Here is a 13872-nt window from a genome sequence, read left to right on the forward strand (position 1 = left end):
CATGTCGGAGCAGCGACACAATCAATTGGGCATACACCCGCTCAGCCCCGGCGAAGCCGGGTCCGGCGAATTGCTCAAGCGCGACCAGATGGTGCGGCGTACCCGCATCCTGACCCTGGTGGTCCTGGTGTTGCTGGCCCTGGGCGCGGCGCGCACCGTGGTCAGCCGCATCCAGACCGCCGATGAACTGGAAGCCGGCACCCACGCGCGCGCCATGCAGTATGTGCAGACGGTGCTGCCCAGCGTGCCCAAGACCGGCCAGTCCCTGGCCCTGCCGGGCACGCTGCAAGGCTATGTGCAGGCGCCGCTGTCCGCGCGCGCCAGCGGCTACCTGAAACGCTGGACCAAGGACATCGGCAGCCGCGTCGAAAAAGGCGAGTTGCTGGCGGAGATCGAAACGCCGGAGATCGACCAGCAGTTGTCGCAAGCCATCGCCTCGCGCGAACAGGCCAAGGCCGCCCTGGGGCTGGCCACCAGCACCCTGACACGCTGGGAAGCGCTGCGGCGCAAGGACGTCGTGTCCCAACAGGATCTGGACGAACGGCGCGGCGCGGCCGCGCAAGCCAATGCCAACCTGGCGGCGGCCGAGGCCAACGTGCAGCGTCTGCGCCAACTGGAAAGCTTCAAGCGCATCGTCGCGCCCTTCTCGGGCATCATCACGCGCCGCAACGTCGACGTGGGCGACCTGATCGACGCCGGCAGCGGACGGCCCCTGTTCCTGTTGTCGCAGACCGATCCGCTGCGCGTCTACATCAATGTGCCGCAGCGCTACGCGCAGTCGGTGAAGATTGGCGCACCGGTGACCGTCACGCAGACCGAACTCAGCGGCCGGCGCTTCCCGGGCAAGATCGCCCGCACGGCGGCATCCATCGACCTGGCCACCCGCACCATGCAGGTCGAGGTCGCCTTGCCGAACCCCGAGGGTGTCCTCATGCCGGGCGCCTACGTCCAGGTGGCGCTCGACCTGCCCGCGGGCGATACGCTGGCCGTGCCCACCAACACCCTGCTCTTTCGCCGCGAAGGCACCATGGTCGCCCTGGTGGAGCCGAACGGACGCATCGACATGCGGCGTGTGACCGTGGGCCGCAATTACGGCCAGAGCGTGGAGATATCCGACGGCCTGCAGGCGGGCGACCGCATCGTCCTCAATCCGGCGGACTCATTGGCGGCCGGAGACATGGTCCAGGTCGCGGAATCAGCCACCCCGGCGCCAACACCGGCCGTCACGCCGGTAATCGTCGCCCCGGGAGGCAACGCGGGCCACGGCGAAGGCAGCTCGCAATGACGCAGCGGCGCGGGATCAAATGCGCCCTCCACGGCGCGGCCATCGCGACCCTGTTGTCCGCATGTGCCGCCGGTCCGGATTACCAGCGTCCGCAGGTGGACATACCGGTTACCTGGAACGTGGAGGCGCCATGGCGGCAGGCCCGGCCCAGCGATGCCTCCGACAAGGGCGCGTGGTGGCGTCGCTTTGGCGACCCCACGCTGGACCGCCTGCAGGAACAGGTGCTCGCGGCCAACCCTACCCTGGCCATCGCCACGGCGCGGCTGGCCCAGGCGCGCGCCGCCGCGGACGCCAGTTCCGCCGGCCTGTTCCCCGCGCTGACGGCCGGCACCCGTGCCTCGCGTTTCAAGATCAGCGGCAACCGGCCGCTGACCAACTACGCGTCGCCGCAATATTCGACCGTACAGAACGACTACGCCCTGTCCTTCAACGCCAGCTATGAGGTCGATCTGTTCGGCCGGGTGCAGCGCTCGCTGGAAGGCGCGCGGGCATCGGCTGAACAGTCGGCCGCCGACCTGGCCAACACGCGCCTGCTGCTGACGACCGAGCTGGCGGCCAACTACGTCAACCTGCGCGCGCTCGACACCGAAATCGACGTGGTCAACCGGTCCGTGGCCTTGCAACGCCGGGCGCTGGACCTGATCACGGCGCGCTATGACGGCGGCGCTGCCTCCGGGCTGGAAGTCGCGCAGCAGCAGGCATTGCTCGACAACACCCTGACGCAGACCCATATCCTGGCCAAGCAGCGTGCGCAGTTCGAACATGCGATCGCGTCGCTGACGGGCACGCCGGCGCCGGTGTTTTCCTTGCCGCCGCAGCCGCTGTCCGAGGCCATGACACCGCCGGCCATTCCGTTGGGTGTGCCGTCCGACCTGCTGGAGCGCCGGCCGGACATCGCGGCCGCCGAACGCGCGATGGCCGCGGCCAACGCGCAGATCGGCGTCGCCACGGCGGCGTTCTACCCCAGCGTGATCCTGAATCCCAGCGTAGGGTTCGACAGCCGCGAAATCGCCACGCTGTTCGATGCGCCCAGCCTGCTATGGTCGATCGGCGTGTCCGCCACCCAATCGTTGTTCGATGCCGGACGCACGCGCGCCAACGTCGACTTTGCCCGCGCCGGCTATGAAGCCACGGTGGGCAATTACCGGCGTGTGGTGCTGGGCGCGATGCAGGAAGTCCAGGATGGCATCACGGGGCTGGCCGCGCTGGACCAGGCGACCGCCCAGTCGCAGACGGCGGTGGCCGATGCGCGGCGGGTGCTGGATATGGCGGCCGACCGATATGGCGGCGGCGCCACCACCTACCTGGATGTGATCACCGCGCAGCAGGCGGTGCTGAATACCGAGCGGCAGGCGGCGCAATTGACCGGGCAGCGATTGCTGGTGTCGGTGCTGCTGGTGAAGGCACTGGGTGGCGATTGGGTAAATGCGGATGCCCAGGCGCGGTCGGCGGTGAGTCATGGTGTGGCAGCCGGGGCCGCACCTGGGTCTGCCGGAGTGCCCGCGGCAGCGACTCGATAGGACGCCGAGGTTGTCGCAGCAAGGCGGCATGGACGTCCTCGCGTCCGCCCGATCGTATAGTCCGGATGCCACTCAGGCAGATGTGTCTTCTCTCCAACGAACCCGATGTCCGACCTGAAACTTTTCGAAGACCTGATCGCACTGGCGCGGACCGGCAGCTTCGTCCGGGCGGCGGAATCGCGGCACGTCACGCATCCCGCCTTTGGCCGCCGTATCCGGGCGCTGGAAGCCTGGGCGGGCGCTCCCCTGGTGCATCGTGGCCAACATCCCGCGACGCTGACGCCGGAAGGCGACGCGCTGCTGAAAGCCGCGATACAGGTGGTCGAGCACATGGGCCTGGTGCGCCAGCGCATGCGCGGATCCCGCGCGGAAGGCGATGCGGTGCTGCGTATCGCGACGGGGCGGAGTCTGGCCCGGACGCTGGTCACCGACTGGGTGGCCCGGCTGCGGCACCGTACCCCCAAGGTGCTTAGCGGCGGCGCCCAGGTCGAAATATCGACGGGACACATGCAGGACCTCGTCGTCAGGCTCGAGCAAAGCAAGGTCGACATGTTGTGCTGCTACGAGCACCCCGCGATGTCGATCTCGCTAAGCCCGCAACGCTATCGGTACATGACCTTGGCCACCGACAAGCTGGTGCCGGTCACCCAGGTGGACACGCGAGGGCACCCACGCTATGCCTTGCGCGAAGGCGGCCGCCCCACACCCCTGATTGCCTACGCGGGTGGGCTGGCGATGGCGCGCATCCTGGGCGATCGCCTCGAGACCACGCCCTACGCGTTGGCGCCGTTCATGCGCAGCGATTCACTGGACGCCGCACATGGCGCGGTAGCCAATGGGCTGGGCGTGGCGTGGCTACCCTGGTCCATGGTGGTCGCCGACTGCCGGCGTGGCGTGCTGGCGGCCCTGGGCGGGCGCAACGACGAGGTGGCATTCGAAGTACGCCTTTATCGGCCACGCGCGCGCATGGCCGAACTCGCCGAAGCGGCCTGGGCAGCGACTGCCCGCCGCACCGCCTGACAGCATTCCTCCCCTGACCAAAAAGGCACGACAACGTGCCGCTTCGGCACGGCGATCGCACATTGGCGCCGGACAATACGCCCTGAGTCCAAGAAGACGGCCAAGCCGTCCAAACCGCCCCCAGGGAGAAACTGATGAAAGCGATCACCCACCGGATGTCCAAGGTATTTGCCGTTCTATGCGCCGGCTCCGCGCTCGCCGTACCCGCCGCGGCTTTCTCGGCTGCCTATCCCGCGCGCACCATCTCGTTGGTCGTCGGCTATCCCGCGGGTGGAAGCGTCGACCTGACCGCACGGCTGCTGGCCGAGGAAATGGCGAAGCGCCTCGATCAGGCCGTAGTGGTCGAGAACCTGGGCGGCGCCGGCGGCACCATCGGCGCGCAACGCGTGGCGCGCGCCGAACCGGATGGCTATACCCTGCTCCTGGGCTCGACCAACGAAATGGTCATCGCCCGGATGATCAACACCGCCGTCCAATACAACGGCAGCTCGGACTTCACGGCCGTAGGCCTCGTCGGTTCCCAGCCGATGGTGCTGGCCGCCAGCCCCAGATCGGAGGTGAAGACCGCTGCGGATTACTTGCAGAAGGTGCGCGCCGCGACGCCCGGCACCTACAACTATGGGTCCTCTGGCGTGGGCACCGCGCTTCATCTGGCAGGCGAAATGGTGAACGAGTCCACCCACACCCAGGTCGGCCATGTCCCCTACCGGGGCGTGGCGCCCATGGTCACCGACTTGATAAGCGGCCAGCTGGACTTCGGCGTCCTGGTGCTGTCATCCGCGCTGCCGCAAGTCCGCGCCGGGAAGATCGTCGCGCTGGGCCTGACCGAGAACAAGCGCTCGACCGCCGCGCCGGAGATTGCACCGCTGGCGGCCACTCCGGGCTTCGAGTCCGTGGATATCAATGTCTGGTTTGCTCTGTATGGTCCCGCAGGACTTCCCCAACCCGTGGTGGCCAGGCTACGCGCGGCATTGGACGACACGCTGGCCTCCGAGCAGTTCCGCGCCAGGATGCGGGACGCAGGCGCCGAGGTCGCGCGACCGGGAGTGGATCTCGCGGCGTTCCAGGCCGCCGAGACGCAGAAGTACCGCGGGCTGGTCAAGGCGGCCAGGATCGAGGCCAATTGACAGCGGGCGGCGTTTCTAGCCGCGCCGGGTTCCACCCGCCCCCGGTCGGCGATCATGACCTCACGGACAGCTTCATGGACTTCAAACTCTCCACGCCCGATCTGGGTACCGAACGCATCGGCAACACTGGCACCCCAGGCGTATGGCACTTCGACTCCGGGATGCCGGGCCGCCGCCTCCTGATTACGGCGCTGCTGCACGGCAACGAGCTATGCGGCGCCTGGGCGCTGAAAGACCTGCTCGCCACGGGGCTACGCCCGCGCCGTGGCAGCCTCACCCTCGCGTTCTGCAACCTGGAGGCCTTCGACCGGTTCGACCCTTTCCGCCCCGACGCCGCGCGCTTCGTGGAGGAAGACATGAACCGCGTATGGAGCGACGGTCGCCTGCAAAACCCACAGACCGCCGACTGCCGGCGCGCCGCGGCATTGCGCCCATGGGTGGAACGCGCGGACTGGCTGCTGGATTTGCACTCGATGCACGAACCCGGCGCCCCGCTTCTCCTGACCGGCGTGCTGCCACGCAACATCGCCCTGGCGCGCAGCCTGAAGGCCCCCGGCCACGTTATCGTGGATGCCGGCCACAAGGACGGCGTACGCATGCGCGATTTCGCCCAATTCGGCGATGCGTCGCGCGAGGACGCCTGTGCCTTGCTGATCGAATGCGGCTTCCATGGCGACCCGTCTTCCCACGGCGTGGCGCGGGACATGACGGCGCGCATGCTGTCGGCGTCCGGTGTCGTCGGCGCCGATGACATTCCTGCGGAATGGCTGCTGCCCGACCCGCCGACCCAGCGGGTGCTCGAAGTAAGCGATGCAGTGGTCGCCCCGTCCATGGAAGTGCGATTCAGCGAGCCTTGGCAGGGCCTGGAAACCCTGCCGCACGCCGGCACGGTGTTGGGCTGGGCGGACGGCAAGCCCATTGTTACGCCCTACGATCGATGCACGCTGGTCATGCCGTCGCTCCGGCAACTGAAGCCCGGGGTGACGGTGGTACGGCTGGCGCGCGATTTATAGAATCGCGCCGCGCAAAGTGGCGCGTCGATCGACCGTGCGCCTCGTCGCCATCATTCCAACGCCCATGTTATCCAATGCGCGGCCAGCGTTATTCGGCCTCACTCCGCCGAGTTGCGCCGGCAAGCGGATGATCTCCCTCGAGCGCTGAGACTTACCCCTGCAGCGCCCGCATCACCTGCCTGTGGACCTCGAACAAGGCCGGATCGTCAGGATCGCGGGGCCGCGGCACATCCACCTCGATGACACGTACGATTTCGGCTGGCGATCCGCCCATCACCGCGATACGGTCGGCCAGGAATGCGGCCTCCAGCATGTTGTGAGTCACCAGCACGCCGGTGGGCCGGGGGCCCTCCCCGGCCATCCACATTGCCTGCAGCAGCAGCCGCAGCCGCCGGGCAGTGAGCTCGTCCAGTGCGCTGAACGGCTCGTCGAGCAAGAGCACGTCGGGCTGCACCGCGAAGGCACGCGCGATGGAAACCCGCTGGCGCTGGCCGCCGGAAAGAAACTGCGGATAGGACTGCGCATGGTCGGGCAGTTCGACGCGTTGGATCAACTGACGCACCGTACGCGCGACGTCTTCCGCCGTCTTGCCCCGACCGGCCAGGACGATGCCGATATTTTCGGCCACGCTCAGCCAATCCAGCAGGCGGGGCTGCTGGAACACCACGCCAAGATTGATCCCTTCGAAGGGCCGGTCGAAGCGCACATCGCCTTGCGTGGGCAGATCGAGTCCGGCAATCAGGTTGAGCAGCGTGGACTTGCCGCAGCCGGAAGGCCCCACCAGGGCGAGCAATTCGCCGGCGTGCACGTCCAGGTCCAATTGGGCGATCACGATGCGTTGCGAGGCGCTTCCCAAGGGCGGGAAGCTCTTGGTGATGCCACGAAGCCGGATATGGCTGCTCATCGCGGGTTTCCCCGCTTCCAGCGATTGGCGTGGACCTCCAGCGGCCCGAAGATGCCGTGTTCGATGGCCAGCATCGCGACCCAGAAGGCCAGCGTCCAGGCAATCACGCCCTCTACGTCCTGGGTGCTGAACTTGGAATTCAGCTGGTAACCCACCCCGTCCGACATCCCGAATATCTCCACCAGCACAATGACCTTCCAGGCGATGGAAAATCCGACGCGACAACCCGACACGATGAAGCTGTAAAGCAGCGGCAGCCATACCTTGCGCAGGACCAGTACCGGCGGAAGCCGGAATACCCGCAGCATTTCCACACGCTCATGCTCCAGCGAACGCACCCCTTGGTGCACCGCGATCACCATAGCGGGCAGCACCCCCAGGGCCACCGCGACAACCGGCGAGGCCAGCGATACGCCGAACCAGATGACGCACAGCAAGGCCCACACCAGGCCGGGTACGGTCAGGCCCAATATGACGCCCGGTTCGAAGAAGCGTTCAGCGGTGCGCGAGACCGCGCTCAGAATGCCGACGGGCATGGCGAACAGCAGCGCCAGCAGAAAGCCGAGCGACATGCGCAAGAACGTAATGCCGATTTGCGTGAATCCCGCTCCGCTGCGCACGATATCCACGAGTTCGCGCAGAATGGCCGCACAGTCCGGTACCAAGGGGGAATGAAGCCAGGTCGCCATGGCCTCCCAGCATGCAGCAAGCAGCAGAAAAAAAGCCGCCGGTGGCCAGGCCCGGACCAGGAATGCGCGCAGCCTCCAGGCCTTCGCGGCGGAAGGTGGCGGCGCCACGCCGCCGCTTCGCAGGATCGCGTTGTCGGAGCTCATTCAGGCCTGCGCGTAGAGTTTGCGGGGCGGCGCGGCCCCCACCAGGCCGAGCTTCACCGCCACGTCGACTTGCTTGTCGATGGTCGCGAAGACGCCCGTGTCCCACTTGGTGGCATAGGCGGGCGCCAAGCGCCGCGGCAGCAGATCGATGGCCTGGGTCTCGTCGGCCTTCAGGCCCAGTTCGCCTGCGATCGGCTTCAGCCTGTCGGGGTCCTGGGCAATGGTGGCGCCGATCCGCTCGAACAAAGTGGCCAGCTTGGCGGCAGTCTCACGGTTCTGTTCATACCAGCCCCGACTGGCGGCTAGGCCAACCAGGAAGGGATCGTCGGCCTGTCCGGTCGCCTCTTTCCAGATATCGGCGACACGGGCGATTTCCAGCGCGCCGCGTCCCACCAGGCGCGTCGCGGTCGGCTCCAGGGTAATGATGCCTTCCACGTCGCCGCGCTCGAACAGCGCCAGATTCGCCGTCGGGGATCCGAAGATCACCTTGATGTCCTTCTTCAGGTCCAGGCCCGTCAGCGATGCAGCGATGCGCGCCTGCTGATATGTTTCGCTGGTTTCGGCGGTGGTGGCGATGCGCTTGCCGATCAGGTCCTTGGGCGACCTGAAGGCGCTGTCGCCGCGCACGATCCAGCGGCCGTGATTGTTCAGCGCCGGGCCGAACAGCACAATATCGCTGCCACGATTAGCCAGCGTCGCCAGGCCTATGGACCCGAACACCCCCACATCCAGGGAACCGGCGCTCAATTGCACTTGCATCTTCCCCGGGTCCGCCGTCACCCATTCCAACTCCAGCGCCAGGTCCTGGTCGAGCCTGTACCGGGCGACCAGCGGCCTCCAGGCCGAGCCGGCGCTGCCCGGCGATGGCAGCGTTATGCGCACCTTCTGCCTGTCTTGCGCCCGGGCCGCGCCCGGCAGCATGCCGATGCCAGCCGCGCCAGCCGCCATTTGTAGGAAATCTCTGCGTTTCATATCCTGCCTGCAACTGAAAATCATCGGGTGAACACCGCCCGCCGCAACGAGGTGGGCGGGATCGAAATACGGCCTTAGTCCGGAAGCACCAGCGCACGATGCATGATGCGCCGCTGCGTGCCGAAATCCGGAACGCCGCGATGCTGCACGGTACGGTTGTCCCAGATCAGGGCGGTGCCGTCCTCCCAGCGATGGCGCGCCTGTACCTCCGGCGCGCTGAGCGCATCGAACAGGACGTCCAGCAAGGACTGGCTGGTGCGTCGGCTGACACCCAGGATGCGGTGCGTATAGAGCTCGTTGACGAAGATCTGCTTGCGCCCGGTCTCCGGATGCGTGCGAATGAGCGGCACTTCGATAGGCGGATACTTGCGCCGCTGCTCCGCGCGCGCATCGAGGTCGTGATATGCCAGGGTCAAATAGCCCATGGTGTCCGCGTCATGCACGGCGGTCAGCGTTTCCAGGTAGGCCGTTAGCAGCGGATCGAGCAGGTCGTAGGCGGCCGTCGCATTGGCGAACAGCGTGTCGCCGCCCAGCGCAGGCATCGTCTCGCCCAGCAGCGCGGTGTACGGCGGCGAAGTCGGCTGGAACACCTGGTCCATGTGCCAGATATAGTTCATGCGCGTTTTCTTCGTCGACGCATCTATGGTGTTGAGTTGCCCGCTCTTGCCCGTCTCCGGCGTATACGGCGTGTTCATCAGCTTTGCCTTGCCGAACAGGGACACCAGCCGCTCGAACCGTGCGACGTCCACGGTGCCCGGCTCGAAACTGAGGAACCCGTAGCGCAGCAGCGCGTCGTACAGCAGCGTTCTAACCGCGGGCGTGACATCACCATCCTCGTCGATGCGCAGTCCGCTGACACGCGCGCCCACCGTTGGCGAATAGGGCGTCACGGTCACGCGGCCCACCTCGGCCGGACTGCCCAGATAGCGGGATATATCCAGGATCCTGGGTTGGATCCGGTCGAGTTTTTCGTTGTCGACGACGATGCCGTACATGGTGTCTTCCATCCTTGTGTCGTGCTGGGCCTAGGCGCCGGCCGTGTCGACCGGATATCTCTCGGAGGTGCCCCATTCATTCCAGGACGCCGGATAGACCGCCGCGCCGCGATGCCCCGCGAGTTGCAAGGCGATGAAGGTGCGGGCCGCGCGACCGCCGCCGCCGCAATAGATGATGGCCCGCTCGTCCGCGGCGACCAAGTCCTTCACCGCGGACGCCAACTGGCCGGGAGCCGCGTAGCGTCCATCGGCGTCGAGTTCGCGGCTCGTATCCCAGAATCGCGCGCCAGGCACGCGGCCGGTGCGTCCGGCATTGCTGCGCTCGCCTGCGTATTCTTCCCGGGTGCGGGCGTCCAGGATGCGCGCACCGCCGTCTCCAGCGGCGGCGAGGACCTCCTCTGCCGTGGCCAGATAGGCGGGCTGGGGGTCCAGGGTGAAAGCGGTGGCCGTTACAGCAGGCGCGGCCGTCACGCGTTCGCCCTCCCAGGCTTCCACACCCCCGTCCAGCAGTGCGATATGCCGCACGCCTGCATAGGCCAGTGCCCATGCCACCCGGGCTGCGTTGACCTCGTTCCGCATGCCCGCGACAACGACACGGGCATCCTGCGTAATGCCCAGCGCGGACAGGCTCCAGGCCAGGACGGCATGCAGGCGCGCCAGGGATGCGGCGTCGGTTCCGGGAGTCGCGAACAGCGAGGGATCGAGGTGGCGCGCGCCCGCGATATGGCCAGACCAATAATCGCCGGCGGGACGCGTATCGATAAGCGCCAAGTCCGGCTGGCTGATGTCCTTCATCAACGATGCTGGCGTGGCCAGTTCGAATGTTGCCATTGCCCTGCTCCATTTCGGGATCGGTATGGACGGCATCGTATCGTCGACGGGCTCGCCCTCAAACGCACATTAATTTGTTAGCTTATTTACTATTCACACTTTTGGCGCGCCGTTCGAGCGCGCAGAATGACGGCCTGCCCCCTTCTTCGCACACCGGCCCGAGACACATGTCTTCTTCCATCCGTGACGCCAACGACATCGATAAGACGATCCCTGCGGATCCGCCCCACGCCACGAAGGCGGACGCCCGGAACACCAGCTTTCGCCCCTTGTCGATCCTGGTGGGCTCCGCCTATTTCATGGAGCAACTGGACGCCACCATCATCAGCCCGGTCATCCCCGACATCGCCCGCGACTTCGGCGTCGATCCGTTGAGCCTGAACGTGACGATGACCATCTATCTGCTGTGTTCGCTGGTGTTCGTCCCGCTGAGCGGCCTGGTGGCGGCGCGCTATGGCACGCGCACGGTATTCTCCTGCGCCGTCGCCCTGTTTACGGCCAGTTCGGTGCTGTGCGCCGTGGCGCCAAGCCTGGCGGTGCTGACCGTATGCCGCGCCCTGCAGGGCGCGGCGGCGTCGATGATGGTCCCGGTAGGCCGCACGGCCATTGTGCACACCACCAGCAAGGCGCAACTGGTGGAGGCGCTGGCCTGGTTCATCACGCCGGCCATGGTCGGCCCCATGCTGGGCCCGCCGCTGGGTGGCCTGTTCTCCGCATATCTATCGTGGCATTGGGTATTCCTGATCAATGTGCCGGTGGGCGTGGCCGGCCTATGGGCGGCGCGCAGCCTCATGCCGCAATTGCACCAGCGCGCCGACCTGGCCTTCGACGTGCGGGAATGGCTGCTCGCGGCGGCCGCGCTGGCCCTGCTGATCCTGCTGATCGAGCGCGCGAGGCACGGAGCGAGCCTGCCCTTGCTCGGTGGCCTGCTGGCGGCCCTCGCGCTATGCGTGGTGTTCTATGTTCGCCGCTTTCGTCGCCTGTCCGCGCCCATGCTGGACTTCCGGCTGTTGCGGTTGCCGACCTTCGCCGCGGGATTCTGGGGCGGATCGCTGGTGCGCGTCGGCTATGGCGCCTTGCCCTTTCTGCTGCCTCTCATGCTGCAACTGGGCCTGGGCTACACCGCGCTGCAAAGCGGCGTCGTGCTGCTGATCAGCGGCTCGGTGGCCTTCTTCACCAAGACGCAGACCACCCGCCTGCTGCGACGGTGGGGATTCCGGCGGGTGCTTTGCTACAACGGTGTGGCCTGCGCGACGGCGCTTGCCGGCTGCGCGCTGTTCTCGCTGCCGCACTGGGGCCTGGCCGGCATCACGGGCTTCGTGTCCATGGCCGGTTTCTTCCGGGCGGTGCAGTTCAATGCGCTGACCGCCGTGTCCTATTCCGATCTGCCTCCCGGCAAAGTGGCACCGGCCACCACGCTGAACACCATGGCGTGGCAACTGGCCGTCATGGTCGGCATCTCCTTGTCGGCGCTGACCGTGCAATGGTCTGCTAATCTAGGCGCCCGCAACGCGCCCGCCGCCACGGATTATTCGGTCGCCTTCATCCTCCTCGCACTGTTCGCCTGCGCCGCCATGCCCTGCTACCGTGCGCTATCCGCGCGCGCCGGCGCAGAACTCAGCGGCCACCGGGCCGGCTGATCGCGCGCAGCGAAATCGGCAGAGCCGTACGCGATGATGGTGCATCCGATGCCGGCCTCCGTGCACGATCAGGCGCGATGCGCCCCACCTCGCCATTCACATGCCCGCCCAACCCGTCGAACGCCTGTCCCAGCTTTACTCCCGCCCCGGCTTCCTGCTGCGTCGGGCGCACCAGATTTACGTCGCCATCTTCGAAGCGAACTTCGAGCAATTGGCCCTGTCTCCCGCGCAGTATTCCGTCATGATCGCCCTGCATGACCTGCGCGGCGTGAACCAGAGCGACCTGGCCAAGGCGATCGGGATGAACAAGGTCACGGTATCGCAAATCGTCCAGGCGTTGGAGACGCGCGGCTGGATCACACGCAAGAAGGCGGACATCGACCGCCGGCGGCGCCGGCTTATCCTTACGCCGGCGGGACAGCGCGCCCTGGATCAAACGGCGGAAATGGCGGAGGCCACCTATGCGCAGCAGATGGCGCCCCTCTCGGAGCCGGAGCGCCTGCGACTGCTCAAGCTGCTGCGGCGCGTCGTCGATGAACTCGAACCGAGAGCCCGCACGCCGTTCGAGCCCGTCGCAGCGAGCCAGGATTCTGCATGATCATCATGCCTACACCGTGACCGCCTGTTCCAATATCAAACCCCGTTCCGCGTCCAGCGTCACTCGCGCACCGAGCGGCAGCGTCAGATTGGGATCGCCATGGCCGCTGGGCCAGCCGGCCAGCACGGGAATGCCCAGTCCCTGGAAATAAGCCTGTAGCAGCATATGAACGGCCAACTGCGCGATCTCGTCCGGCGCGTTCGTGCCCTGCCGGGTGAAGTTGCCCGCCAGGACCCCGCGCAAGCCCTCGAACTTGCCGGCCGCCCGCAGTTGGGACAGCAGGCGGTCGATGCGCGGCGGCGACTCGTTCACATCCTCGATGAACAGGATGGCGTCGCGCGTATCGATTTCGTGCGGCGAACCGATCAAGGCGGCGATCATCGCCAGATTGCCGCCCGCGAGCCGTCCGGACGCGCGCCCGGGCAGCAAGGTGGTGAGCATGGGCGACGGAGCAGGGGCGACCGGATCCCCAGGCCGCGCGGCGCCGCCTATCATGCGCCACAACGCGGACTCGGTGGGCGGCTCGCGGCCCGCCAGGAAATCCTGTCCGAGCATGGGGCCATGGAAGGTCACGAAGCCAGCGTGCCGCTGGATCGCCAGGTGCAGCGCCGTGATATCGCTGTATCCGATGAAGGGCTTGGCATGCCGGCTTAGCAGCCCGAAATCGACCGCGTCCAGCAGACGCCATGAACCGAAGCCGCCTTGCAGACACCACACCGCACCAACGTCGGGTGCGGCGAAGGCGTCGTGGAGGTCCTGCACGCGCGCGGCGTCAGGGCCGGCGAGGTAATCCAGCGGCGCGGGCAGGCGCATGCGCGATGCCGGCATGACGCGCACCGGTACGTTACGCGCCTGCAACCATAGCGCAGCCTCGTCGGCGGCGTCGGGAGCCGCCGACGCCGGCGCCACGATGGCGACCAGGCTTCCGGCCCGGAAGGCCGGGACAGGACGCGCGTAGCCACTAGCCGGCAGCGACGACGATAGATCCCCGGCCGGCGTATCGGCTCCATTCCGGCGTCGGACAGCGGGCGCGCAGCCCGACAACAGCACACCGCCCAGTCCCAGCGACAACGATGCCCCAAGGAGGCGTCGACGGGTGACAAGGGTGTCGCCAACGAACAGTGGAGATTTCAT

Annotated in this window: 13 protein-coding genes; 7 read left to right on the forward strand and 6 right to left on the reverse strand. The window is 67.0% G+C overall.

What is annotated here, in order from left to right; genetic code table 11:
• Nucleotide 1 precedes the first annotated feature (1 nt).
• The 5 genes from BAU07_RS14560 (at nt 2) to BAU07_RS14580 (ending at nt 5965) form a co-directional block, all read left to right on the forward strand.
• Nucleotides 2-1285: an efflux RND transporter periplasmic adaptor subunit gene (locus BAU07_RS14560; protein WP_066658993.1), complete on the forward strand. Its 1284-nt coding sequence runs from the start codon at nt 2-4 to the stop codon at nt 1283-1285.
• The gene (locus BAU07_RS14565) at nt 1282-2805 is read left to right on the forward strand and encodes an efflux transporter outer membrane subunit (protein WP_066658998.1); all 1524 of its coding nucleotides are present in this window, start codon (nt 1282-1284) and stop codon (nt 2803-2805) included. Before BAU07_RS14560 ends, BAU07_RS14565 begins: the two co-directional genes overlap by 4 nt.
• Before the next feature lie 105 nt (nt 2806-2910).
• Nucleotides 2911-3825 (forward strand): LysR family transcriptional regulator, encoded by a 915-nt coding sequence (locus BAU07_RS14570; RefSeq protein ID WP_066659000.1) that lies wholly within the window; start codon nt 2911-2913, stop codon nt 3823-3825.
• Nucleotides 3826-3959: 134 nt separating this feature from the next.
• Nucleotides 3960-4952 (forward strand): Bug family tripartite tricarboxylate transporter substrate binding protein, encoded by a 993-nt coding sequence (locus tag BAU07_RS14575; protein WP_066659005.1) that lies wholly within the window; start codon nt 3960-3962, stop codon nt 4950-4952.
• 74 nt (nt 4953-5026) lie between these two features.
• The gene (locus BAU07_RS14580; protein WP_066659006.1) at nt 5027-5965 is read left to right on the forward strand and encodes a M14 family metallopeptidase; all 939 of its coding nucleotides are present in this window, start codon (nt 5027-5029) and stop codon (nt 5963-5965) included.
• Between the two features lie 151 nt (nt 5966-6116).
• Here BAU07_RS14580 and BAU07_RS14585 read toward each other — a convergent pair whose 3' ends face one another.
• From BAU07_RS14585 to BAU07_RS14605, 5 genes are all read right to left on the reverse strand, one after another.
• Nucleotides 6117-6869 carry an ABC transporter ATP-binding protein gene (locus tag BAU07_RS14585; protein ID WP_066659008.1) on the reverse strand — a complete coding sequence of 251 codons (753 nt, stop codon included), beginning with the start codon at nt 6867-6869 and terminating at the stop codon, nt 6117-6119.
• Complete coding sequence (locus BAU07_RS14590; protein WP_066659010.1) at nt 6866-7702, reverse strand: ABC transporter permease; 837 nt, start codon at nt 7700-7702, stop codon at nt 6866-6868. Before BAU07_RS14590 ends, BAU07_RS14585 begins: the two co-directional genes overlap by 4 nt.
• Complete coding sequence (locus BAU07_RS14595) at nt 7703-8674, reverse strand: ABC transporter substrate-binding protein (RefSeq protein ID WP_198168800.1); 972 nt, start codon at nt 8672-8674, stop codon at nt 7703-7705.
• 74 nt (nt 8675-8748) lie between these two features.
• Nucleotides 8749-9681 (reverse strand): TauD/TfdA dioxygenase family protein, encoded by a 933-nt coding sequence (locus tag BAU07_RS14600; protein WP_232338135.1) that lies wholly within the window; start codon nt 9679-9681, stop codon nt 8749-8751.
• An 18-nt stretch (nt 9682-9699) separates the two neighbouring features.
• Nucleotides 9700-10500: a sulfurtransferase gene (locus BAU07_RS14605; protein ID WP_066659019.1), complete on the reverse strand. Its 801-nt coding sequence runs from the start codon at nt 10498-10500 to the stop codon at nt 9700-9702.
• Nucleotides 10501-10667: 167 nt separating this feature from the next.
• Here BAU07_RS14605 and BAU07_RS14610 point away from each other — a divergent pair, with 167 nt between their 5' ends.
• Both BAU07_RS14610 and BAU07_RS14615 read left to right on the forward strand, forming a co-directional pair.
• Complete coding sequence (locus tag BAU07_RS14610) at nt 10668-12140, forward strand: MFS transporter (RefSeq protein ID WP_084025769.1); 1473 nt, start codon at nt 10668-10670, stop codon at nt 12138-12140.
• 100 nt (nt 12141-12240) lie between these two features.
• Complete coding sequence (locus tag BAU07_RS14615; protein ID WP_066659021.1) at nt 12241-12738, forward strand: MarR family winged helix-turn-helix transcriptional regulator; 498 nt, start codon at nt 12241-12243, stop codon at nt 12736-12738.
• A 9-nt stretch (nt 12739-12747) separates the two neighbouring features.
• On the opposite strand, the gene BAU07_RS14620 is transcribed toward BAU07_RS14615, so the two are convergent.
• Nucleotides 12748-13872: a S66 peptidase family protein gene (locus BAU07_RS14620; RefSeq protein WP_084025772.1), complete on the reverse strand. Its 1125-nt coding sequence runs from the start codon at nt 13870-13872 to the stop codon at nt 12748-12750.

The organism is Bordetella flabilis, from assembly GCF_001676725.1.
GTDB lineage: Bacteria > Pseudomonadota > Gammaproteobacteria > Burkholderiales > Burkholderiaceae_B > Bordetella_C > Bordetella_C flabilis.